At 48.2% G+C, this 24,673-nt stretch carries 21 protein-coding genes; 17 read left to right on the top strand and 4 right to left on the bottom strand.

All coding sequences use genetic code 11. The annotated features are described in order from the left end of the window. Positions 1-487: 487 nt before the first annotated feature. The 9 genes from ACED36_RS20860 to ACED36_RS20820 all read left to right on the top strand — a co-directional run bounded on the left by ACED36_RS20860 (position 488) and on the right by ACED36_RS20820 (position 11,253). Positions 488-733 (top strand): oxaloacetate decarboxylase subunit gamma, encoded by a 246-nt coding sequence (locus ACED36_RS20860; RefSeq protein WP_016958186.1) that lies wholly within the window; start codon positions 488-490, stop codon positions 731-733. Between the two features lie 37 nt (positions 734-770). Continuing rightward, positions 771-2,555: a sodium-extruding oxaloacetate decarboxylase subunit alpha gene (oadA, locus tag ACED36_RS20855; RefSeq protein ID WP_016958185.1), complete on the top strand. Its 1,785-nt coding sequence runs from the start codon at positions 771-773 to the stop codon at positions 2,553-2,555. A gap of 16 nt (positions 2,556-2,571) precedes the next feature. Next, the gene (locus ACED36_RS20850) at positions 2,572-3,870 is read left to right on the top strand and encodes a sodium ion-translocating decarboxylase subunit beta (protein WP_016958184.1); all 1,299 of its coding nucleotides are present in this window, start codon (positions 2,572-2,574) and stop codon (positions 3,868-3,870) included. A gap of 135 nt (positions 3,871-4,005) precedes the next feature. After that, positions 4,006-4,941: an NADP-dependent oxidoreductase gene (locus ACED36_RS20845; protein WP_016958183.1), complete on the top strand. Its 936-nt coding sequence runs from the start codon at positions 4,006-4,008 to the stop codon at positions 4,939-4,941. Then, positions 4,938-5,525: a beta-phosphoglucomutase family hydrolase gene (locus ACED36_RS20840; protein ID WP_017003228.1), complete on the top strand. Its 588-nt coding sequence runs from the start codon at positions 4,938-4,940 to the stop codon at positions 5,523-5,525. The genes ACED36_RS20845 and ACED36_RS20840 overlap by 4 nt, the downstream gene beginning before the upstream one ends. Further along, on the top strand, positions 5,509-5,946 hold the full coding sequence (locus ACED36_RS20835) for a YqaA family protein (protein WP_017003227.1): 438 nt from the start codon (positions 5,509-5,511) through the stop codon (positions 5,944-5,946). Before ACED36_RS20840 ends, ACED36_RS20835 begins: the two co-directional genes overlap by 17 nt. Before the next feature lie 22 nt (positions 5,947-5,968). After that, entirely contained in the window at positions 5,969-8,806 is a 2,838-nt protein-coding gene (locus ACED36_RS20830) for a M16 family metallopeptidase (protein WP_371733779.1), read from the top strand. 133 nt (positions 8,807-8,939) lie between these two features. After that, positions 8,940-10,493, top strand: a complete 1,554-nt coding sequence (gene gshA / locus ACED36_RS20825; protein WP_026023840.1) for a glutamate--cysteine ligase — start codon at positions 8,940-8,942, stop codon at positions 10,491-10,493. Positions 10,494-10,644: 151 nt separating this feature from the next. Continuing rightward, positions 10,645-11,253, top strand: coding sequence for a hypothetical protein (locus ACED36_RS20820; RefSeq protein WP_016958178.1), 609 nt, complete (start codon positions 10,645-10,647; stop codon positions 11,251-11,253). 82 nt (positions 11,254-11,335) lie between these two features. On the opposite strand, the gene ACED36_RS20815 is transcribed toward ACED36_RS20820, so the two are convergent. Beyond that, positions 11,336-12,571 carry a YbiU family protein gene (locus ACED36_RS20815; protein WP_016958177.1) on the bottom strand — a complete coding sequence of 412 codons (1,236 nt, stop codon included), beginning with the start codon at positions 12,569-12,571 and terminating at the stop codon, positions 11,336-11,338. Positions 12,572-12,864: 293 nt separating this feature from the next. On the opposite strand from ACED36_RS20815, the gene ACED36_RS20810 reads away from it, so the two are divergent. The 5 genes from ACED36_RS20810 (at position 12,865) to ACED36_RS20790 (ending at position 18,209) form a co-directional block, all read left to right on the top strand. Continuing rightward, the gene (locus ACED36_RS20810; RefSeq protein ID WP_016958176.1) at positions 12,865-13,860 is read left to right on the top strand and encodes a LacI family DNA-binding transcriptional regulator; all 996 of its coding nucleotides are present in this window, start codon (positions 12,865-12,867) and stop codon (positions 13,858-13,860) included. A gap of 84 nt (positions 13,861-13,944) precedes the next feature. Next, positions 13,945-15,192 carry an ABC transporter substrate-binding protein gene (locus tag ACED36_RS20805; protein WP_016958175.1) on the top strand — a complete coding sequence of 416 codons (1,248 nt, stop codon included), beginning with the start codon at positions 13,945-13,947 and terminating at the stop codon, positions 15,190-15,192. Positions 15,193-15,327: 135 nt separating this feature from the next. Further along, a complete protein-coding gene (locus ACED36_RS20800; RefSeq protein WP_017003224.1) occupies positions 15,328-16,230 on the top strand; it encodes a carbohydrate ABC transporter permease in 903 nt (300 codons plus the stop codon). Beyond that, positions 16,220-17,101: a carbohydrate ABC transporter permease gene (locus ACED36_RS20795; protein WP_016958173.1), complete on the top strand. Its 882-nt coding sequence runs from the start codon at positions 16,220-16,222 to the stop codon at positions 17,099-17,101. Before ACED36_RS20800 ends, ACED36_RS20795 begins: the two co-directional genes overlap by 11 nt. Positions 17,102-17,105: 4 nt before the next feature. Continuing rightward, positions 17,106-18,209 (top strand): ABC transporter ATP-binding protein, encoded by a 1,104-nt coding sequence (locus tag ACED36_RS20790; protein ID WP_016958172.1) that lies wholly within the window; start codon positions 17,106-17,108, stop codon positions 18,207-18,209. 95 nt (positions 18,210-18,304) lie between these two features. Here the strand turns inward: ACED36_RS20790 and ACED36_RS20785 are convergent, their stop codons facing one another. From ACED36_RS20785 to ACED36_RS20775, 3 genes are all read right to left on the bottom strand, one after another. Next, positions 18,305-19,606, bottom strand: coding sequence for a PAS domain-containing methyl-accepting chemotaxis protein (locus tag ACED36_RS20785; protein ID WP_016958171.1), 1,302 nt, complete (start codon positions 19,604-19,606; stop codon positions 18,305-18,307). Positions 19,607-19,832: 226 nt separating this feature from the next. Then, positions 19,833-21,107: an HlyC/CorC family transporter gene (locus tag ACED36_RS20780; RefSeq protein ID WP_016958170.1), complete on the bottom strand. Its 1,275-nt coding sequence runs from the start codon at positions 21,105-21,107 to the stop codon at positions 19,833-19,835. A 91-nt stretch (positions 21,108-21,198) separates the two neighbouring features. After that, the gene (locus ACED36_RS20775) at positions 21,199-21,996 is read right to left on the bottom strand and encodes an inner membrane protein YpjD (protein ID WP_016958169.1); all 798 of its coding nucleotides are present in this window, start codon (positions 21,994-21,996) and stop codon (positions 21,199-21,201) included. A gap of 269 nt (positions 21,997-22,265) precedes the next feature. On the opposite strand from ACED36_RS20775, the gene ffh reads away from it, so the two are divergent. From ffh to rimM, 3 genes are all read left to right on the top strand, one after another. Further along, on the top strand, positions 22,266-23,642 hold the full coding sequence (gene ffh, locus ACED36_RS20770; RefSeq protein ID WP_016958168.1) for a signal recognition particle protein: 1,377 nt from the start codon (positions 22,266-22,268) through the stop codon (positions 23,640-23,642). Positions 23,643-23,867: 225 nt separating this feature from the next. Beyond that, the gene (gene rpsP, locus ACED36_RS20765) at positions 23,868-24,116 is read left to right on the top strand and encodes a 30S ribosomal protein S16 (RefSeq protein WP_016958167.1); all 249 of its coding nucleotides are present in this window, start codon (positions 23,868-23,870) and stop codon (positions 24,114-24,116) included. 28 nt (positions 24,117-24,144) lie between these two features. Beyond that, positions 24,145-24,672 carry a ribosome maturation factor RimM gene (gene rimM / locus ACED36_RS20760; protein ID WP_016958166.1) on the top strand — a complete coding sequence of 176 codons (528 nt, stop codon included), beginning with the start codon at positions 24,145-24,147 and terminating at the stop codon, positions 24,670-24,672. The last annotated feature ends 1 nt before the right edge of the window (position 24,673 follow it).

Below are 24,673 nucleotides of genomic sequence, written 5' to 3'. Positions count from 1 at the left end.
AGTACCTGGCTACGAACCAGGCGGTCGGAGGTTCGAATCCTCCCACGCGCACCATCATCTTTCTGCATTTAAATTCATTTTTTCTGCCTATTTTTGTATTATCTCAAAAAGCAAACTTCCCTCAATGAATACCGTTTTTTTTCACTTTCAGTGACTTCTCTCTAAACACCGTTTATCTGTTCCAAAACCCTGCGTTAATTTCCTGATATTACTCTCTTTTATCCCATTTTTTTTAGTAACATAGCAAAGGCATATAGCACCAATGCCGGTTAACAGTTTGGTAACATTTGTGCGTTTTTATTGCGTCAGAGGCCGAAAATGGCAGAAATGATCAGTATTACAGGATTGTCATTATTGTGATTTGTTAGTATTTTGACCTACTACTTAACTGAATAAGTAAATTCTCAATAAAATGTTACTCACATCTGAGAGAATGGTTGTTGCTGATTGGTTTTAGGACAATCGGTTCAAAGGAAGGAACAAACCTATGGATTTGGGAAGCACTCTCGAGCAAGCCGCTACGCTCATGTTTACAGGCATGGCTGTGGTTTTTATCTTTCTCACCATTTTGATCGTTCTGGTCAATTTGATGTCACGTATTGTCCCCGAAGAGCTGCCGCCTCAGGCCGCTTCGACCACGACACCTAATCAAAATAATAACGGTCAAATTTCTGGGGACACTATCGCTGCCATTTCTGCAGCGGTGCATAAATATCGTAGTCGCCAGCGTTAGCTGATGCGAAACATACAATTACAAGGAGTTATGTCGTATGTCTAAGCCACTCGCTATTACAGATGTCGTTTTACGCGATGCCCATCAGTCTCTCTTTGCGACGCGTATGCGTCTTGATGACATGTTACCGATTGCTGCGGCGCTCGATGATGTCGGTTACTGGTCTTTGGAGACGTGGGGCGGTGCAACATTTGATTCCTGCATCCGTTTTCTTGGTGAAGATCCGTGGGTGCGTCTGCGTGAGCTGAAAAAAGCCATGCCAAAAACACCGATGCAGATGTTGCTTCGTGGTCAAAACCTACTGGGTTATCGACATTATGCCGATGACGTGGTGGAGAAATTTGTTGAACGTTCACATGCAAACGGTATGGACGTTTTCCGTATTTTCGATGCAATGAACGATGTTCGTAACTTTGAAAGAGCCGTTAAGTCAGCCGTCGATGTTGGCGCACACGCGCAGGGTACGCTGTCTTATACGACTAGCCCTCATCACACGCTAGATACATGGACCGACCTAGCAAAACGTCTTGAGGACCTCGGCTGTCACTCTCTGTGTATTAAAGACATGGCGGGTTTGCTCAGACCTTACGAAGCGGAAGAGCTTATCAAGCGCATAAAAGCCTCTTGTGATATCCCACTGGCGCTTCACTGCCATGCAACCACTGGACTCTCTACAGCAACCGCTGTGAAGGCTGTGGAAGCGGGTCTGGATATTCTGGACACCGCTATCTCTTCGATGAGCTCAACCTACGGGCATACTCCGACCGAAACCGTGGTTGCCATGCTGCAAGGCACAGAGCGCGACACCGGTTTGCAACTTGATACGATTGAACCCATCGCGGCCTATTTCCGAGAAGTGCGTAAAAAATACGCCAAGTTCGAAGGTCAGCTCAAAGGTGTTGATTCGCGCATTTTGATTGCTCAAGTCCCTGGTGGCATGCTGACGAACATGGAAGGTCAGTTGAAAGAGCAAGGTGCAGCTGATCGTATGGACGAAGTGTTGGAAGAGATTCCGCGCATCCGCAAAGATCTGGGTTATATCCCATTGGTTACGCCAACGTCACAAATTGTGGGCACCCAAGCGGTTATCAATGTACTGACGGGTGAACGCTATAAAAGCATCACCAAAGAAACTGCGGGTGTACTGAAAGGCGAATACGGCGCAGCACCATCTGAAGTCAATGCTGAGCTACAAGCTCGTGTGCTTGATGGCGCTCAGCCTATCACTTGCCGCCCAGCGGATTTGCTGGAGTCAGAACTTCATCTGTTGACGGACGAGTTGATTGCCAAATCGAAAGAAGAGGGTATTTTGCTAGCCGAATCACAAGTGGATGACGTGCTGACTTATGCATTGTTCCCACAAGTTGGTCTGAAGTTCCTGAAAAATCGTGGCAACCCTGATGCATTCGAACCGGCTCCGGGTACTGAACCAGATGTTGTAGCAACGGCACCGGCGGCTGCACCATCTGTTGGTGGTACTGAAGCTTACAGCGTCCAAGTAAACGGTCAGGTCTATGATGTGGTTGTTGGCCCTCAGGGCGAGCTAACGTCTGTCGCGCCGGCTTCAGGTCAACAGGTCGCATCTGCGCCAGCGCCAACATCAGGCACGGCAGAATCCGTTGCTGCGCCATTGGCGGGTAATATATTCAAAGTTGTCGCCAAGCAAGGGCATCAGGTTCAAGAGGGGGATGTATTGATCATTCTTGAAGCGATGAAAATGGAAACTGAAATCCGTGCAATACGTGCAGGGATTGTCCAAGACGTCATGGTGAAAGAGGGTGATTCTGTCACTGTCGGCTCACCGTTGATGAGCCTAGCGTAAGAGGATAGACGAAAACATGGAAGGTTTGTTGATCCTCTGGCAAGGCACGGGTCTTGCCAATTTCCAGATTGGCCAGTTGGTGATGATTTTTGTTGGGTGCCTGCTATTATTTTTGGCTATCCGCAAAGGTTTTGAACCCTTACTGCTATTACCCATTGGTTTTGGTGCCATTCTTGCCAATATTCCCGAAGTGGGTTTGGCGAATAATGCATTGGAAAACGCTATCTACGCTGCCAACCCTGATGTTTTGGGTGAGTTTGCACGTATTCTAGGCATTTCAGATGTGAACCCTGAAGCGATTCGAGTGGCGGTTGATGGTGCCAGCGTGCATCAAATTACTGAGCTTGATGAAGCGGCACATGCAGCGAAGTTTACCGATGGGACGCTTTACACGTTTTATAACGTGTCGATTGCCTCCGGTATTGCGCCACTCCTGATCTTTATGGGTGTCGGTGCGATGACAGACTTTGGCGCGTTGATTGCTAACCCTCGCACACTGTGGCTCGGTGCGGCGGCGCAGTTTGGTATCTTCGCTACCTTGTTTGGTGCCATTATGCTGAACTTGGTGCCGGGTATGGAGTTCTCGTTGGCAGATGCTGCATCGATTGCGATTATCGGTGGCGCTGATGGCCCGACAGCTATCTTCCTCGCCAGTAAGCTTTCTCCTGATCTGCTGGGAGCGATTGCGGTTGCTGCCTACAGTTACATGGCGTTGGTGCCGATTATTCAGCCACCGATCATGAAGCTGTTTACCTCTGAAGATGAACGTAAAATCGAGATGAAGCAGTTACGCCACGTCTCTAAAACCGAAAAGATCATATTCCCCCTCGCCGTATTGGTGATGGCGATTATCTTCTTGCCATCGGCAACGCCGTTGGTCGGTATGTTCTGCTTAGGTAATCTGATGCGTGAGTGTGGTGTGGTTGATCGTCTGTCAAACACTGCACAAAACGAGCTTATCAATATCGTGACCATCTTCTTGGGTCTCTCCGTTGGTTCGAAGCTTCAAGCGGAGCAATTCCTTCACGTTGAAACCTTAGGGATTCTGGTACTGGGTGCGGTCGCATTTAGTATTGGTACTGCGGCTGGCGTGTTGATGGCGAAATTGCTGAACAAATACAGCAAAGACAACATCAATCCATTGATTGGTGCTGCGGGTGTGTCTGCAGTGCCTATGGCGGCCCGAGTGGTGAATAAGGTTGGCTTAGATGCTAACCCGCATAACTTCTTGCTGATGCATGCAATGGGACCTAACGTTGCCGGCGTATTAGGCTCCGCTGTTGCTGCGGGCGTGTTACTGGCCCTAGTGGGGTAAGTGCTCAGCGACGCTTATGTGCTAAGTTAGCGTGATAGGCTAAGTCAACGTGATGAAATAAAGGCGGAAGGCATTGTGTCTTCCGCCTTTTTTAATGACACTGAAAAGTATTAATGGCGCAAAAAGGATGATGGCATGTCTCACAATCTTCAATTGGCAATCACTGCGTTTGGTGAACCCGACACTCTAAAACTACAACAAACGGAGATACCTGAACCGACAACGGATCAGGTATTGGTCAACGTCGCCTATGCGGGCGTTAATCCGGTTGATGCGAAAACGCGTGCAGGACTTGGCTGGGGCGCTGAAAAAATCAAAGACTCTCTCCCGTGGGTCCCTGGTTTTGATGCGGCGGGTACGGTGGTTAACGCCGTGGGTCAATATCAGGCTGGTGATCGTGTTGCAGGGCGAATAGTTGAAGGTGGTGGTTACGGCCAATATCTTTGCGCCAATCTCGATGCGCTTTCTCGTATACCTGAAAGCGTATCCTTTCAACACGCCGCGTCGCTGCCAGTTGCCGGCCTAACGGCACTTCAAGCCTTGGAGCTTGCAGATTTAAAAGCAGGTGAATCAGTGTTGATATTGGCAGGTGCTGGCGGCGTGGGACATATTGCGATCCAGCTTGCTAAAACGATGGGGGCAACCGTGTATGCCTCTTGTTCTGACGCTAACCTTGAGTTTGTTTCTCAGCTTGGTGCTAAGGCATTGGATTATCGCGCATCCGCGCTTGATGCGCAGGTCACTGACATTGATGTGTTGATTGATTTGATGGGCGGCGATGCAGGGGAAGCGGCGTTAGCGTGTGTGAAACAAGGTGGGCGAGTGATTACTGTTCCCACGATTACCGCTGATCGCATTATTGCTGCTGCCAAGGCAAAAGGGATTGAAGCGCAAGGTATGCTTGTAAAGCCCAATCCTGTGCAAATGGATGCCCTTTTGGCAAAAGTCGCAGCAGGAGAGTTACACGTGGAAATCGCCAAAACCTATCCGCTAGAGCACGGCGTGCAAGCGCACATTGATATCCAATCAGGTCGAACGCGCGGCAAGATTTTATTGGAGATGCCGCAATGAGCCGTTATGACCAATATGACGCCCTGATTTTTGATTTAGATGGCACCTTGCTCGACTCCATGCCGGGTCATTATGCGGCATGGCAAAAAACTGCGGCGGACTTTGGCTTTGAGGTATCGGAAAGCTGGTACCACACACGCGGCGGAAGTCCGACTATTTTGACTGCCACCACCTTGGTGGAGCAGCTTCATCTGGATATAGAACCGAGTGTGCTGGCTGCACATAAAATGCAGTGTTTCGCAGAGGTCATGGAAGCGCATCTGGAAATGTTGCCTTTTACGGAAGTTGCTCGTCGTTATGCGGGAAAGAAACCGATGGCGGTAGGGACCGGAACGTTGACCGACATTGCCACGCGTATGCTAAAAAAGGCCGAACTACTTCACTTGTTTGATGTGGTGGTTGGTGCTGATCAGGTGTCTGCGCATAAACCGTCACCGGATACCTTTCTGCGCTGTGCAGAACTTCTCAGCGTGACCCCAAGCAAATGTCTCGTGTTTGAAGATGCCGTGTTTGGCTTTGATGCGGCGGCTGCAGCAGGCATGGATGTAATCGATGTACGAGTGACCGATGTTGGATTGGATTAGCGGAGACTCCGCGCTGTGGGTATTATTTTCGACCGGTTTTCTCAGCGCGACCTTACTTCCCGGCGGTTCAGAAGCGAACCTGATCCTTCTTCTGAAAGAAAACACTTATAGCCTTAGTGTCTTGGTTGTCGTCGCCACGCTGGGCAACACTTTGGGCGGCATGACCAATTATTGGATAGGGCGCTTCCTTCCAGCGCGAACCCTTGAGCAAAAACAAGGTCAAAGAGCCATTGCTTGGCTGCAACGCTATGGTTATTGGACCTTGTTGTTAAGCTGGCTTCCTATTATCGGTGACCCTCTTTGTCTCGCTGCGGGTTGGTTGAGACTGAAACAACGGTGGTGCTGGATATTGATTGCGGCAGGAAAAGCCCTCAGATATCTGATACTCGCGCTTGTGACTCGAGGGTTGCTGTTTGTCTAATTTTTTTTTGAAAGGATAGTGTGTGCGTTATTTTATCCTTACGGCAGCGGCGCTTGCGCTGTCAGGTTGTGGTGTTTATTCAGCTTCACCAGAAACGATGCTTCCTTCGGGGATTACATTCATTGAACAACACGAAGCCAAACCGGGCACTCCTGCAATCCCTTATCAGAAATATCAACTCGATAACGGATTGACTGTATTGCTCCATCCAGATAACTCCGATCCTTTAGTGCATGTTGATGTGACTTATCATGTCGGTTCTGCACGAGAAGAACCGGGTAAATCAGGTTTTGCGCATTTCTTTGAGCACATGATGTTTCAAGGCTCCAAGAATGTTGGCGATCAGCAGCATTTTAAACTAGTCACTGAGTCGGGTGGCAGTGTGAATGGCACGACCAACCGAGATCGCACCAATTACTACGAAACGGTTCCGGCGAATGAGCTAGAAAAAATGCTGTGGCTAGAGTCCGATCGAATGGGCTTTTTGCTTGAAGCCGTGTCGCAACGTAAATTCGAGATTCAACGCGATACGGTGAAAAATGAACGGGCGCAAAACTATGATAATCGCCCTTATGGACTGGTGCAGGAAACCTTGTCTGCTGCATTGTACCCACCGACTCATCCTTATAGTTGGCCAACGATTGGCTACGTAGAGGATCTTAATCGCGTTGATGTTAACGATCTTAAAGCCTTCTTCCTACGTTGGTATGGACCTAACAATGCAACGCTTACCATTGGTGGTGATATCGATGTCGAACAAACCCTCGCTTGGGTCGACAAATACTTTGGTGACATTCCGCGTGGGCCTGATGCGGTTAAAGCAGACACATGGCCTGTCACGCTCGACAGCGATCGTTTTGTGACGATTGAAGATAAGATCCAGCAACCTATGTTGGTGATGAGTTGGCCAACGGAATACCCCGACGCAGAATCAACGGTTGCACTGGATATGCTGGCATCCGTGCTTGGACAAGGGCGCAACAGTTTACTTTATCAAGAGCTGGTTAAACCTGGCAAAGTCCTCAGTGCTAGCGCCTATCAAGATTGCGCAGAGCTTGCCTGTACATTTCAGCTTTATGTGCTTGGCAACCAAGGCCAAGATTTGACCGAGGTACGTGATGACGTTTTCAAGGTGCTGGATTCACTAAAAGTGCGCGGCATCAAGCAAGATGATCTTGCTCAAGTGAAAGGCAGTGCTGAAGCGGGTGCCTTGTTTGGTCTGCAAAGTGTTCACGGTAAAGTCTCGCAGTTGGCGTCCAACGAAACCTTCTATGGAAAGCCGGACAGATTATCGCAATGGCTCACGGATCTGGGTGACGTAACCACCAAAGACGTTGAACGTGCGTTTAGTCAGTTTGTTTGGCAGCAACCGTCAGTCACGGTTTCTGTGGTTCCAACAGGCAAACCATCATTGGAAGCGGTGCCTCAAAATTTCAACGCCGTACGAGCGAAAGCAAAAGACCAGGATACCAATCCGGCGTTGATTGAAGCCCGCCAAACCCCAGAGACTTTCGATCGCAGCGTGATACCTGGACCTTCCGGATCGGTCACCTTGAATGTGCCTACGCTTTATCATTCGATGCTGGGCAATGGCATTCAAATTACGGGCGCTGAATCGAATGAAACGCCAACGGTGGCGATGCATCTCATTCTTCCAGCAGGCACCTTAATGGAGCCTAAAGGGAAAAATGGTCTCGCATCACTAACCGCGGATTTAATTGCCGAAGGCACTCAGAATCAAACGAGCGAAGCCATTGCCGCGCAGTTGGATCGCCTAGGGTCGAGTGTGAGTATCAGTGCATCGGGGCGTGGCACCACGGTAAGTGTGTCCTCTTTGACTAAAAATCTAAAAGAAACCCTGATGATTGCAGGCGACATGCTGTTTAATCCTCGTTTTGATCAGGCGGATTTTGATCGACTTAAAAAGCAGGCACTTGAAAGTATTCAGTTTAGCCACCAAACGCCACAATGGCAGGCGAGTCAGGCTCGCCGTGAAGTCTTGTATCAAGACCCTTGGCATGCGTTGCCATCAGAAGGTACGTTGGGCACATTGAACAGCCTGACACTGGATGATGTGAAAGCCTTTTATGCTGACAATTATACGCCGGATACCACTCGACTGATTGCCGTTGGTGACATCGACAAACAGACGCTTCTTTCGAAAATTAATGGATTGAGCCGTTGGAAAGGGGGAGAGGCAAACAGCCCTGCAAAAGCAGAACTGAAACAGTATGCTAAGCCGCAAATTTGGCTAGTAGATAAGCCCGGAGCGCCGCAAAGTGTGGTGCAGATGGTACGTCACGCTATGTCTTACGATGCAACGGGAGAAATGTTTAAAACGCAATTGGCGAACTTTAATCTTGCCGGTAATTTTAACTCACGTTTGAACCTCAATCTTCGTGAAGACAAAGGCTACACTTACGGTGCTAGCGGTTATGTGCTGGGCGATCAGGACAAAGGGCGTATTGTTTTTCAAGCGCAAGTGCGTGCAGACACCACCTTGGATACCGTTAAGGAAATGCAAAACGAACTGTCAGTCATGGCAGAACAAGGCATAACCGATGAAGAGTTAGCGTTTTTGCGTCTTGCTGTCGGGCAGAAAGATGCGCTGAGTTATGAAACGCCGGGCGATAAAGCCGGTCTTATTGCCAACATCATGCGCCATGAATTGCCTTCAGATTACAAAGCAACGCAGAAAGCAATCATCGATGATGTAGACAAACAGACATTAAACACACTGGCCAGTGAGTGGTTCAACCCAGATGATTATCAGGTCATTGTTGTTGGCGATGCCAGCAAGCTTGAGCCTTCACTTGCCACATTGGGATTACCTGTAAAACGTTTAGTGATTGAGAATTGAGCGATATTTATAGGTAGTTAGACTAACCGTAAAAACAGTGAGATGGCTTTTGGCGTTGAGAGTGATTATCCTTAGCCATCTTACTGCTTACAAAATATAAACGAGTACAGCCTTGAATAGTTTTTCTCAAAGGTTGGCAGCGTTTTCTGAACATCCAGAAGCGCTTAAAGGCATTGGCCGAGGCGTGGAACGCGAAGCGTTGCGTATCACACCAGAAGGGACTTTGTCATCTGCCGCCCACCCAACAGCGTTAGGCTCAGCGTTAACGCATCAGTGGATCACGACCGACTTTGCAGAACAATTGCTGGAGTTCATTACCCCAGTGACGTACTCGGTCTCTGACATGCTGACGCAGTTGCAGGACATTCATAGGTTTACCTACCGTGAGTTAGGCGGTGAATCTCTGTGGCCGCTTTCAATGCCATGCTATGTTGCCAATGAAGATGACATCACACTGGCGCAGTACGGCACATCGAATGTTGGCACAATGAAAACGTTGTACCGTCAGGGCCTTAAGCACCGTTACGGCAGTGTGATGCAGGTTATCTCTGGCGTGCACTTCAATTTTTCATTCCCGGACAGTTTCTGGCAGCAGAAGTTTGGTGAACAAACGCCTTATGCGCGTCAAGAGTCGGTGTCAGATGCGTACTTCGGTTTGATCCGAAACTACTACCGCTTTGGCTGGATGATCCCGTATTTGTTTGGCGCGTCCCCAGCGTTGTGTGGGTCGTTTATCAAGCAAACCAACACCAATCTAGATTTCAAAGTGTTGGGTAAAGGCACATATTATTTGCCTTATGCGACATCATTGCGTTTGAGTGATTTAGGCTATACCAACAGTGCGCAAAGTGGATTGAAGATTGGTTTTAACAGCCTTGAGCAGTACCTTGAAGGGGTACGCACCGCCATTCAAACGCCATCTGCTGATTTTGCCAAAATTGGTGTGAAAGATGCCACTGGCTATCGCCAACTGAATGCCAATGTGCTGCAAATTGAAAACGAGCTTTATGCTCCAATTCGACCTAAGCGTGTTGCCAAAAGTGGTGAAAAACCATCAGAGGCTTTAGATCGTGGCGGTGTGGAATACATCGAAGTGCGATCGTTGGATGTGAACCCATTCAGTCCAACGGGTATTGATGAGAATCAGGCTTACTTCTTGGATCTTTTCCTTACTTGGAGCGTGATGACTGACTCTGAACCGATGACGGATTGTGAGCTGCAATGCTGGCACCAGAACTGGAACAAAGTGGTGATGGAAGGACGTAAGCCGGGCCTGACTTTGCAAATTGGTTGTGATGGCGAACAGTTAACTCAGGTTGAGTGGGGACATCGTGTCTTTGCTGATCTGGCTAAACTGGCGGTAGTCATGGACAAGGCATATGGCGGGGACAAATACCAAGCGGTATGTCGTGAGCTTGTGACCTGGTTTGACAACCCAGATAAAACGCTGTCAGCGCGATTGCTTCGTGATGTTGTCGAGCAAGAAAGCATCGGTACAGTCGGGCTTGCGATTGCTAAACAAAACGCTGAGTTGTATGCGCAAGGCGAGTATCACCTTGTCTCTGAAGCACAATTTCGTGAAGAAGCGCAGGCGAGTCTGAAAAAACAGCAAGATGTGGAGCAAGGCGACGCTATTAGCTTCGATCAGTATCTGGCTGAATATTTTGGTGATAGTGTGTCGCTTTAATGGACTCAGTTTTCACTAGAAAACAGGCAGGTCTTCCTGCCTGTTTTTGTATCTGGGATGCCTAAACACATTCTCGCTGAACAAGTATCTTGAGGTTACTTGGGCATCTGGATAACTTTTCGTGTCGATGGTTCGAGAGACAAGGACAACTATGCGCTTTTCACCCAAGTGGCTTTTACTTCTCACCTCATTAGTTTTGGTAGGGTGCGCTAATCCTCCGCCAAAAAGCCCCGAGAACATTTGCAGTATTTTCCGTCAATATGATGGTTGGTATGAAGATGCGGTGGACATGGAAGACGAATGGGGAACGCCGATACACGTCGCTATGGCTTTCATGAAACAAGAAAGCTCCTACATTCATGATGCGCTGCCACCGAGAGACTATGTGCTCTGGGTGATCCCATGGGGCCGCGTCAGCAGTGCTTATGGTTATGCTCAAGCACAAGATCCTGCTTGGTCTGATTATCAAAAAGCCACCAGCAATGGCGGCTCTCGAACCGACTACGGCGACGCCATGCAGTTTATTGGATGGTACACCAGCGAAACGCAACGTCAGTTGGGGATATCCAAATGGGATGCGTACAATCAGTACTTGGCGTATCACGACGGCCGTGGCGGTTTTAAGCGTGGTACTTATAAATCAAAACCTAAGGTGATGCAGGTAGCTCGTAAAGTAGAGCGTCAGGCGAAGACCTATGGTGGACAGCTGCAGAGTTGTCGCTCAGAGCTTGAATCTAACCGAAGCTGGTGGCCGTTCTAGTCAAAGCGGACATCCATTGATAATGTCATTGAGAAAGCGCCAATCTTGGCGCTTTCTTTGTTTTTATGGCTTGGTTTTTTGGCTAGTCAAAGCCCATCTGACGCCTGCCTAACTCAGTTAAATCATCTTCCGATGCTCTTCCTTGATAAGTGCGTTCATGATGCTCAGGGGCAAAGTCTGGGCAGCTTTCGCCACGGAGAAACGCTGGGCGCTGTTTGTCCAAAAAGTGACGATTTTTCTCGCAATCAGGCGCAGCACCAATGAATAGGACGTTGCTATAGCCATCACCATTGTGTTTATCTTCGACGGCATGAATAGTATCTGGGTGCCACCACACGGTATCACCGGGGCGCACGACTGGAATAGACACTAAGCCCTCAAATAACAGCGGATGCCACTGTTGAAAAACAGTGAGTGCGCGGCCAGGCGCAGCGCCGCATAGATCATCCTCGGGAACATCATCTTGAATGGCTCTTAGGAGCATATAAGGAATGGCGAGTGTTGATGGCACCATTCGTAATGTTCCATCACCTTTACCTTGCTGCGTTAACGCCACCCAGCCTTGAAAGGTGCGAAACACACTGCATACAGCGGGCGACGGGAACTCTTCCACTTCAATGCGATTAGCACCATAAAACGCATTGTATTGATGCCAGTCACCGAGAAAAATATCATGGTAAACCTCGCGATAGTGGGGTTCTATCCAACGTTCGACGGAGCCGGAGTCCACATGCGGCGATAAACCTAACGTGGCATCGCCCGGTTCGCGCCGACGGACACGATCCGCGTAGCTGGCTTCCAAGTCTGGATTGAAAAAGGTTTTGCCCTTGTCCTGCCATGTCCATAAATGATTGAGATGACGACGAGCGACGGCCATGTTGGGGTGTTGTCGGGCCCATATTTGTGCAGCAGACCAGTAGATCCCAAAGATCTGCGGCTTGTCGGATTTCAACTGACTGAAATAATTGTCTTCAACCGTCGGAACATGTTCATAGTAGCCGTTTTCAATAATGTAGCGGGAGAGGGCGTCATTGTGTGCTGTGACTTCATCCGCAGGCAAGGTGTTGCGAATAATGCAGCAACCCGCTTGGTGAACGCGCTTGCGTTGTTCGTCATTAAAGCCATTCTCGGCAATATCAGAAAATGCAAACTGTGGGATAGCTGAGCCCTCACTTTCTTCACGTTTAATCCGTTCGACTTCCGTTTCCATTGCTTTAGATATGTCATCAAATCGGCGTTTGTAATCGGGACACTGTGCTTTCAGTTCTCGCTTAAATTCGCGAATTTGTTGAGGTAGATTTTGCGTGGAAAGTGCCATGCGCCCTCCTTTCCTGTCTTACATCCATGAACGCCTAACAAACTCTCATTTCACCGCGTGATCTATCGCTTGTTTTTGGCTTCGCATTTAACGTTTTTGCAACTTAATTTACACAAATATACTACCTTTATTGGAACGTTCCAGTTTATTTTTTAATCAATGGCTTTGGTGTCTCGCATATATTTGTAATTGAAAGATAACTTTTTTCATTGGCTGGAAAGCGATAACCCGAGGACTGTTCATCCGTGCCTGAGAGCAAATCATCACGACATTCCAGTGGACGAAAGGCCACTGTGATTGACGTTGCAAAAGCAGCGGGCGTCTCTAAATCCACAGTTTCTTTAGTGCTTCGCGGCAATACAGGAGTGAAGGCTGAAACCGTTGAAAAAGTGAATCTGGCGATAGGTGAGCTAGGTTATGTCTACAACCGCGATGCGGCAGGGCTGAGAAACAAAGAATCGAATCTTGTCGCCATCGTGGCAAACGACTTGGCCAATCCTTATCTGGCACAGGTCATTATTGCGCTTGAAGGTCAGTTGGAGCAGCAAGGCTTTATGCCTATTGTCGTCAATATCAATGAAAGTGTGGCGCGGCAAACCGCGATGGTCGCTTCACTTAAGGAACACAATGTCGCTGGTTTTTTTATTACGCCAGCGCCCAAGACTGAAGCGGCTTGGCTGCAAGCATTGGCCGATGCGTCATCTCCCGTTGTGTGTTTGATGCGTGATGTTGAAGGGGCAAATGTACCAACTGTGATGCCAGATAACCGCCTAGGTATGTATTTATCAACCCGATACTTGATTGGCCTTGGGCATCGGCGGATCGCATTCATCGGTGGGGTTGAGTCGATATCTGATTATCAAGAGCGCAAACAAGGCTTTATGAGAGCGATGGAAGAGGCCGAGTTGTCTGTTGAAACTGGTGATATTGAGCCAAGCTCGACCAAGCGCCAAGGCGGGAAAATTGCGCTGAACCGAGTGTTAGACCGCGCACCAGATATCACTGCGATTGTCTGTTTTACGGATGTGGTGGCTTACGGCGCGTATACCGCGTTGCGCGAGCGAGGATTAACCCCTGGCAAAGATATTGCTGTGGTGGGATTCGATGATTTAGAAGACAGTCGGCTGATGTCACCGGCGCTGACCACAGTGAGAGTCAGTGCAGAAGACATTGCCCTGATGGCATGTGAAAGATTACAGCAATGGCGAGAGAACCAAAAAGTGCCAGAAAGCGCCCTCGTTGGTGTGGAACTAGTGATTCGTTCGTCATGTTGTTCGGTGGGGAAATAGGCGAGTGAATGGGCCTAATTTTCCTCAACAACAAAAGGATGGCTGCAGTAAACGCAGGTCAATGACACAGATGGGACTACTATCATGAGAAAACGCAACATGATTCAAACCCTGCCCCTCGCAGGTACTTTGCTGTTAAGCGCAGCGGTCGCGCAGGCAGAAGATGTGGAAGTATTGCACTGGTGGACGTCGGGCGGTGAGGCCGCAGCACTGACCGTACTAAAAGACGATCTGGGTACCCAAGGCATTGGCTGGCAAGACATGCCAGTTGCGGGCGGTGGTGGTGGTAATGCCATGACAGTGTTGCGTGCTCGAGTAACGTCTGGTAATCCACCAACAGCTGTGCAAATGCTGGGTTTTGATATTCAAGATTGGGCGGCAGAAGATGTCGTTGCCAACCTTAACAGTGTTGCAGAAGCGGAAGGCTGGAATGACAAAGTACCTAGTGCATTGCAGCGTTTTTCTAAGTACGACGGCAAGTGGGTCTCAGCACCGGTTAATGTCCACTCGACCAACTGGATTTGGGCCAACAAAAAATTGCTTGATGAAGTGGGTGTTAAACAGCCGCAAACGTGGGAGGAGTTGATTGGTGCGCTGGATAAACTAAAAGCTGCAGGGTATATCCCGCTGGCTCACGGTGGTCAAGCTTGGCAAGACGCTACCCTGTTTGATGGCGTGGTGCTAACAACGGGCGGCATTGATTTCTATCGCAAGGCGATGATTGATCTTGATCCGGAGGCGCTAGGTTCAGACACCATGGTGAAGGTGTTTGATCGTATGTCTCAGCTTCGCGGTTACGTAGATAAGAACTTCCCGGGTCGTGATTGGAACTTGGCATCTGCGATGGTGATTGAAAACAAAGCAGGCATGCAAATCATGGGTGACTGGGCGAAAGGCGAGTTTCTCAAAGCGGGCATGAAGCCCAATGAAGATTTCTTATGTTTCCGTATGCCGGGCACGCAAGGCATGGTGACCTTCAATGCTGACCAATTTGTGATGTTTGATGTGGGCGAATCAAAAGCCCAACAAGCAATGGCAAAAGCGATTATGTCGCCGACCTTTCAGTCTGCATTTAACGTGGTGAAAGGCTCAGTGCCAGCCCGTACTGACGTATCAAATGAAGCGTTTGACGCTTGCGGTCAGAAAGGCATGGCCGATCTTGCTGAAGCTAACAAAAACAACACCTTGGTTGGTAGTATGGCCCATGGACACGCTGCACCTGCCGCAGTGAAAAATGCCGTTTATGATGTGGTGACTAATCACTTCAATGGTGGCATGGATTCGAAGCAAGCGACAAAAGCCTTGGTCTCTGCGGTGCAAGACGCGCAGTAGGGAATCGATAGCAGTAGCGAGGAAAGAGAAGGCGACATTCGTGTGTCGAATGCGCCTTCTATCGCCCTTAGATAGAAGGCTTTTCTGTCTATTGAACCTCGCATTTTGTTAGCCTTTCGCTTCAAGGACTGATTTATGTCTTCTCCTGGAAAATACAGCTCTCGCCAATTTTGGCAGCAGTTGCTCCCTAAAATTGTCATCGCGCCCTCCTTTGCGCTGATACTTTTCTTTGTCTATGGGTTTATTGCATGGACAACGTATATCTCCTTTAGCACCTCACGCATGCTGCCAAATTACAACTTAGATGGTGTGCGTCCCTACGAAAAACTGTGGAATAGTCTGAACTGGAATGTGGCGCTGGAAAACCTCGCCATCTTCGGTATTTTGTACATCGTGATTTGCTGTGCGCTGGGGTTATTTCTCGCTATCTTGCTCGACCAGAAAATCCGTATAGAAGGCGCATTACGACCCATTTTTCTCTACCCCATGGCGCTGAGTTTTATTGTGACAGGGACGGCGTGGAAATGGTTCCTTAATCCAGGACTTGGCCTTGAGAAAACCATGCGAGAGATGGGCTGGGAAAGTTTTAGCTTCGATTGGCTGATCAATCCCGACATGGCGATCTACACCGTGGTGATTGCCGGGGTCTGGCAGACCTCTGGTTTTGTCATGGCAATGTTCCTTGCGGGCCTTCGTGGTATTGACAGTGAAATGCTGAAAGCAGCGCAACTTGATGGCGCATCAGCCTTTCAAATGTATCGACGTATCATTATTCCGCAATTGCGTCCGGTGTTTCTCAGTGCCTTCATCGTGCTCGCCCACATGGCGATAAAGAGCTACGACTTGGTCATTGCATTGACAGGCGGAGGCCCCGGAAATGCCACCGAAATGCCCGCCACCTTTATGTACTCCTATACCTTCTCCCGTAACCAAATGGCGGTGGGTTCAGCGAGTGCCATCATCATGTTAATGACCATCGCCGCGATTATCGTGCCGTATCTCTATAGCGAGTTGAAGGAGAAAAAGCATGAGCAGTAGGGAAAATAACACACCTTTCCAAGGGGCTCGTTTTTGGCGCGCTCTGATTTACATCACGCTGATCGTGTTCGGTTGTATGTACTTACTTCCTTTGTTTGTCATGCTGGTGACTTCGTTTAAAGAGTTGGATGAGATTCGTCAAGGCAACATGTTGGCGCTACCTCAGGTTTGGACGATAGAGCCTTGGGTTTCAGCTTGGGGCTCGGCTTGTATCGGACTGACGTGTGAGGGGATTAATGGGTATTTCATGAACTCCATTATGATCACAGTGCCGGGTGTCTTGATATCGACAATCTTAGGAGCCTTGAATGGGTATGTGCTGACTAAGTGGCGTTTTAGAGGACATCGTTGGGTATTTGGTATCATGCTGTTTGGCTGCTTCATCCCATTTCAGGTCGTGCTCGTCCCCATGAGTCAAGTTCTAGGGACGCTTGGTTTGGCGAACACCACGGCAGGCTTGGTGCTGGTGCATGTGATTTATGGCGTTGGCTTTACCACACTTTTCTTCCGTAATTATTACGAAGCCTTTCCGAGTGAATTGATCCGTGCCGCCATGATTGATGGCGCAGGGTTCTTTAGAATGTTCTTCCGCATTTTATTGCCAAGCTCAGGCCCGATCATTGTGGTGACGATCATTTGGCAGTTCACAAATATCTGGAACGATTTCCTGTTTGGCGCTTCGTTTGCGTCGGGGGGTACTGCGCCTATCACAGTCGCATTGAATAATCTGGTTAACTCTTCGACGGGTGTGAAGGAATACAACGTGCACATGGCTGGTGCCATGATTGCTGCACTTCCCACGCTTTTGGTTTATATCCTGGCCGGGCGCTACTTCGTTCGCGGTCTCATGGCGGGCTCAGTAAAAGGATAATGCAATGGCATCTTTGACGCTCAATAACGTAAAAAAACGGTTTGGACAAATAGAGGTTTTAAAGGGTATTGATATTGCCATTGATGATGGTGATTTTTTGGTGCTGGTAGGACCTTCAGGTTGCGGTAAATCAACCTTGCTGAACATGATTGCAGGGCTTGATAGCATCAGTGATGGCGACGTGATGATCGGTGACAACATGATCAATACGCTGCATCCCGCTGATCGTGATATTGCGATGGTGTTTCAGTCTTACGCTTTGTATCCGAACATGACGGTGGCACAGAATATCTCGTTTGGTCTGGAAATGCGTCACGTTCCAAAACCAGAGCGTGAGCGCTTGATTGGTGACGTGTCAGCCATGCTGCAAATTGAGCACTTACTGAAGCGCAAACCGGGTCAATTGTCGGGTGGCCAACGACAGCGTGTCGCGATGGGGCGTGCACTGGTGCGCGACCCGAAAATTTTCTTGTTTGATGAGCCATTGTCTAACCTTGATGCGAAGTTACGGGTAGACATGCGAACGGAAATCAAACGTCTCCACCAGCGCCTAAACGCCACGATTGTTTATGTTACTCATGATCAGATTGAAGCTATGACGCTAGCCACCAAAATCGCGGTCATGAAAGATGGTGAAGTGCAGCAGCTTGGCTCACCCGCTGAGGTGTATGACAACCCAGCAAATACGTTTGTGGCAACCTTCATGGGTAGCCCTTCTATGAACTTGTTTGATGCAAAGGTAGAAGCATCAGATAGCTCGAAGACTCAACTTGAGATCCATGGGCATGAAGGGGAAGCACAAGTCGTCAGCTATAACCGTGGTTTTTCTGAGTTGGCCTCTTATGTTGGTAAAACGGTGAGCCTTGGTGTGCGTCCGGAAGACATCTCTGACCAAAAGCAGGGCGGTGAAGGAACACTGCTTTGCAAAGTGGATGTCACCGAGCCAACAGGGGCAGATACGTATGTGATTACGTTGTTGTCTGGAAAAGAAGTCGTGGCGCGAATGCCCGCTAATGCTAATTTAAAACCGGGTGATATCACTCACTTTGCTTTCAACCCAGAAAAGCTGGTGTTGTTTGATCGAGAAACAGGAATGCGTATCCGGTGAGTGGTTAAACATGTAGAAAGCCCCACGTTGGTAAATCAACATGGGTTTTTTTTGCACCGAGGTTTTTATGTGGCGCTTCTTACTGGTGAATGAGGCTAGTTGCCCGTATTCAAGCCCGAAACAGTTTGTGCCACGTTTTCAGCGCCAACGCGAATTTCTTCCATCACTGACGAGGCTTCAGATATTTGTTGCTTACCCAGTTCCGCAGAATCGGACACGCTCGACATCTTACGTGTTGCTTCTGATGTTAGATCTCGATTCTTTTTCACAACGTCTGCAATCTCTGCGGTTGATTGGCTGGTTCTTGCTGCCAATTGTCGAACTTCATCTGCAACCACCGCAAAACCGCGGCCTTGATCGCCTGCTCGTGCGGCTTCAATGGCCGCATTGAGAGCGAGTAGGTTTGTCTGGTCTGCAATGTCGCTGATCGTCGAGACAATCGCTTCAATACTTTTAGATTGTTCGTTTAGCTGGGAAATCGAGGCGGATGTTTCCAACACCTGTTCAGAAATAGATTGAGACGTTGACACCGTTGACTCCAACACACTTGCCCCTTGTTTAGCAATTTGCGATGTTTCGACCGATGTGGAGTAGGCGATTTCAGCAGCTGCTCGAATGGCCAGTTCTTGTTCAATCTTTTCGGTAATATTGCTGGCGAATTTTACAACACGAACAACCTTGCCTTTGTCGTCAAATACCGGGTTATAGGTGGCTCGTAGCCAAAGCACATTGCCTTTGGCGTCTTTGCGTTCAAACTGCCCGCCTTTGAAATCACCAGAGGCCAGTTCAGCCCAGAAATTGGGGTTGGCCTGCAAAAAATGGTCTGGGCAGAACATGCGGTGGTGTTTACCCTGGATTTGGTCAAGTGAATAGCCGACGGCACCAAGAAAGTTGGCATTGGCTTTAACAATGGTGCCATCAGGAAGGAATTCGATCGTCGCCATTGATTTATCCAATGCGGTTGCCACAGCTTGGTTATCATCACGCAATATTTTGTCTTTGGTGACGTCTGCTGCAATCTTCATGACTTCAGTGACAGTCCCATTTTCTTTTATCGGGAAGTAAGTAGCTTCTAGCCACAGGCGTTCGCCTTTACTGTTTCTCCGAGCAACCGTGCCGCTAATCACTTCTCCAGCACGTAAACGCGCCCAAAATTTTTGATATTCTGCGCTTTGGGCATATTCGGCATCACACAGTTCGCGGTGATGTTTACCCGTTAGTTGTTCCAGGGTAAAACCCGCTGCGCCTAGGAAAAGGTGATTAGCGCGTTTGACGACACCATCAGGCGTGAAGTAAATGGTGGCGACACTGTTATTGATTGCGTCGAGCAAAGCCGTGTTATGAGCCGCAGCTTCTTCAACGGCTTGAAGTTTGTTTTTTAATTTCCCATTGAACATCGAATCTACCTTCCACAAGTTATTCTCATTTGCTGATGAGGCGTTTAATCTGACGTATCAGCAAAGTGCTCTTTAAAAAATAGTTCAAATATCACACTAACGTCTGATATTTAAGAAGCCATGTAATATGCGCATCAAGTAAAAGATTGAGGGAGTGAGATCTAATGGGATGTGAATGTGTAAAAAAGCCAGCGATTAGCTGGCTTAGTCATGTAGAGAGCAGAAACTAGACGTTTGCGCTTTTGGGGACGGGAAGTATTTTGACTTGCTTTATCATGTTCTCTGCCACCTCGACAATTTCCATTTGATGACCTTCGACCTCAATGCTGACTTGGCTATCAGGAATGTCTTCCAAATGCTCGAGTATTAACCCATTTAAGGTACGAGGTCCATCGGTGGGTAATGCCCAGTTTAGGCTTTTGTTCAAATCACGAATGTTGGCTGTTCCGTCAATCATGTAACTGCCGTCTGGCAGCGCCGTGATTTCTTCAGCAAGACTCGGTGAAAGTGATGTGGTGAATTCACCAATAATCTCTTCCAAAATGTCTTCCAAAGTGACGAGTCCGATAATGTCGCCGTATTCATCTACAACAAGACCTATGCGTTGCTTATTGCGCTGGAATTTGAGCATTTGCACGTTGAGAGGCGTGCCTTCGGGAATGTAGTAAACTTCATCGGCTGCTCTCAGCAGATTTTCTTTATTGAACTCATTTTCCACCATCATACGATAGGCTTCACGAACACGCAGCATCCCGACAACTTCATCAATGTTATCGCGATAGAGCACCATGCGACCATGGGGTGCATGCGTTAACTGACGCATGATGGCTTTCCAATCATCATTAACATTAATGCCAGTAATCTCGTTGCGTGGCACCATGATGTCATTGACCGTAATTTCTTCTAGTTCCAGAATCGAGATCAGCATGTCTTGGTGGCGACGGGGGATCAGCCCGCCAGCTTCATTGACCACTGTACGCAGCTCTTCTGAGCTAAGGTGGTTTCTTCCATCATGGCTGGTGGTTAAACCAATTAAACGTAAAAAGCCATTGGTAATACCATTAATCAACCACACCAGTGGGTACATCACTTTCATTAGGATGTTAAGTAAGATACTACTGGTGTAGGACACGCGTTCAGGGTAGAGCGCGGCAAGTGTTTTTGGCGTGACTTCTGCAAAAACAAGGATGACTAAGGTGAGACCACCGGTAGCAATAGCAACGCCAAGGTCGCCGTACAAGCGCATACCCAATATGGTGGCGATGGCAGAGGCCAATATATTGACGAGATTGTTGCCAATCAGGATAAGGCCTATGAGCCTATCTGGGCGCGAAAGCAGCTTTTCTACGCGCTTTGCGCCTTTGTGTCCTTGGTTGGAAAGGTGCCGAACTCGGTAACGGTTTAACGACATCATTCCGGTTTCGGAACCGGAGAAATACGCTGAAACGACGATGAGCAATACCAATAGGGAAATTAACGTTCCCGTCGATATGTCGTCCAAATTACAAGATCCTTTTTATTCAATTCAGCCCTAATTAAGGACAAGAATGTGAGCTGCTGTCAAACCCGATGGTTAAAATTTAGCCCTGTCATCACGAAGCAATAATGACTTCGCGTACAAATCGGCTGCCGAAATAGGCCAGAGTCAGCAAAAATGCGCCTACAATACTTATCCAAATAACACGTCGACCACGCCATCCAGAACGATAGTGTCCCCATAGTAAGGTGCCATAAACACACCATGCCATGGCGGATAAAATAGCTTTATGCGCTTTACCTTGGGCAATCATGTCATGCACGAATGCAAAGCCAGTTATCAGCGTTAGCGTCAGTAAAATCTCACCAATCAAAATGATATTGAACAACTGACGTTCTACGGCCATTAGTGGCGGTAAATTCGGATTCATCATGAGCTTTTTCTTACTCTTCAATTGATGATCAAGCCACGCTAATTGTATGGCATACAATGTCGCTATCATCAGTGTTGAATAAGAGAATAGAGCCAGTGATATATGCAAAAGGACCTGTGGGTTCGCTTCAAGGTGCGAAATGACAGCCCCAGGAAGCAAGGTCGCAGCAGTAAGATTAATTGCAGAAAAGCTGTAGACGACGGGCAGTAATACCCAAACGCGCATTTTGAAAAGAAGACCGGTAGTGATAGCGGCAATAATAAAACTGATCAAAGACGCGACATTAAGGATACTGAGATTTTGGCCGCCATCGGCAAAAATAAGATCAGATATCAGATAAGCATGGAGAGCGAGTGCACCGCAAGCGCTGAGAAAAACGCGTTTTGCAGGGATCTGATTGGGGCCGGATAGCCCGGGTATGATCTGCATAAGTGCCGCTATATAGAGCAGTGCGGCTAGGAGTGCTATAAAAATATCCATGCGTCTTTCAACAACATCGCGTAAAAAATAAAGGTTTTAGTATACCCTGCACAGCTAAGAGTCGCTATGCAAGGCAGCCGATCTTTTAGGCATAACCGTCTTGCAGCTTGCAAACTCAGCAGAAAGTGACAGCAACTACCTTTAAAACTATCGTCACTGCCATCATGTAAGACAAGCTTATAATGAGTTATAATCCCAGCAATTTTGTGTTGATCGCCACCTGAGTATTATCAGCTTTGTGGTGCCGTCGCGTAGAGAGCGAGTAGGACATGTTTGAGAACTTAACGGATCGTTTATCTCGATCGCTGAAAAATATCAGCGGTCGTGGTCGACTCACTGAAGACAATATTAAAGAGACCCTGCGCGAAGTGCGTATGGCGTTACTTGAAGCCGATGTTGCGCTTCCTGTGGTGCGTGATTTCGTCAAAAAAGTAAAAGAAAGTGCGGTTGGCCTTGAAGTATCCAAAAGCCTGACGCCAGGTCAAGAATTCATCAAGATAGTTCAATCTGAACTAGAAGCTGTGATGGGTGAGTCCAACGCTGAATTGGATTTGGCATCCCAGCCTCCTGCGGTTGTGTTGATGGCAGGTTTGCAAGGTGCGGGTAAAACGACCAGCGTCGGTAAACTGGGTAAAATGCTCAAAGAGCGCCACAAGAAGAAAGTGCTGGTGGTCTCGGCTGACGTTTATCGCCCTGCGGCGATTAAACAGTTGGAAACGTTGGCGACGGATGTTGGGATCGATTTTTTCCCTTCAACGGCAGATCAAAAGCCTGTTGATATTGCATCAGCAGCACTGGCGCACGGCAAGCTGAAATTTTACGATGTGGTGATTGTCGATACTGCAGGTCGTCTGCATGTCGATGAAGCCATGATGGATGAAATTAAAGACATCCATGCTGCTCTAAATCCAATAGAAACCCTGTTTGTGGTTGATGCCATGACGGGGCAAGATGCCGCAAATACGGCAAAAGCATTTAACGATGCACTGCCATTGACCGGTGTGATCCTGACGAAAGTCGATGGTGATGCTCGTGGTGGTGCGGCGCTGTCTGTGCGTCATCTTACGGGTAAGCCGATTAAATTCTTGGGTGTGGGCGAGAAAACTGACGCACTTGAACCCTTCCACCCTGATCGTATTGCAAGTCGTATTTTGGGGATGGGAGACGTACTGTCGCTTATTGAAGATCTCCAGCGCAATGTCGATACCGATAAAGCGGAACAATTGGCGAAAAAGTTCAAAGAGAAGAAAGGCTTTGATCTGCAAGACTTCCGTGATCAGTTACAACAGATGAAGAACATGGGCGGCATGATGGGCATGATGGATAAACTGCCAGGCATGTCCAATCTTCCTGATGATGTAAAAAACCAAGTGGACGACAAAATGTTCGTTCAAATGGAAGCCATCATCAATTCCATGACGCCAAAAGAGCGTACACGGCCTGACCTGATTAAAGGGTCACGTAAAAAGCGTATTGCTGCGGGTTCTGGTACACAAGTTCAGGACGTTAACCGTTTGCTTAAGCAGTTCACCCAAATGCAGAAAATGATGAAGAAAATGCAAAAGGGTGGCATGAAGAACATGATGCGCAATATGAAAGGCATGATGGGTGGCATGGGCGGAGGCGGTGGAATGTTCCCGCGTTAAGCGTATGCTACGTAAATAAAGGTCTAGGAATGTGAAGCACCTAGGCCTAAAAGACTAAAGCAACCGGATTTGCTAAGTGATTGATTGTTTATTTGCACTGATGCTTTTTTAGCTAAAGCAGTTGCATTCGATCACAGAAAGCGTAAAATTCCGGAGCTTTATTTTGGCACGAGGCCCTGTATTTACGCAGGGCCAATTTAATTCAGTAATGCAATAGAGGACGATATGGTAACCATTCGTTTGGCACGTCACGGCGCTAAAAAGCGTCCATTCTATCAAATCGTTGTTGCCGACAGCCGCCAAGCTCGCGACGGTCGCTTCATCGAGAAAATTGGTTTCTTCAACCCGATCGCACAAGGTCAAGAAGAGAAACTGCGTTTGGACCTTGATCGCGTTACCCATTGGGTTGGCGAAGGTGCAGCGGTTTCTGACCGAGTAGCACGCTTGATCAAAGACGCTGCGAAAGCTGCGTAATTTATCAGTGTCAGGGTTAAAAGAAGAAATGAGTGAGCAAGAAAAGATTGTAGTAGGCAAGCTAGGTGCTTCTTATGGCATCCGTGGTTGGCTCAAAGTTTTTTCTTACACTGAAAATGCTGAAAGTATTTTCGACTACACACCTTGGTTTATTAAGGTGCGTGGCGAGTGGCAAGAATTCGGTCTTGAAGACTGGAAACGCCATGGTCAAGGTTTTGTTGGTAAACTGAATGGTCTGGATTTGCGTGAAGACGCCCAGGTCATGACGAATGCCGAAATTGCGGTTAACCCAGAGGTATTGCCTGCGCTGTCGGATGAAGAATTCTACTGGCGAGAGCTCTACGGTATGGAAGTGTTCACTACCAAAGGTTACAACCTGGGTAAGGTCTCGGACATTCTGGAGACAGGCTCTAACGATGTGTTAGTCGTGACTGCAAACTTGAAAGATGCTTTTGGACAGAAGGAACGCCTAGTGCCGTTCCTCGATGGGCAAGTCATCAAGTCGATTGATCGCTCTGCTCAACGGATCGAAGTTGACTGGGATCCTGGATTTTAAA

Source organism: Enterovibrio sp. FF113 (assembly GCF_041439165.1).
GTDB classification, from domain to species: domain Bacteria; phylum Pseudomonadota; class Gammaproteobacteria; order Enterobacterales; family Vibrionaceae; genus Enterovibrio; species Enterovibrio norvegicus_A.
The sequence above is the reverse complement of the archived record's forward strand: the minus strand, read 5'-3'. Positions and strand labels throughout refer to the sequence as shown.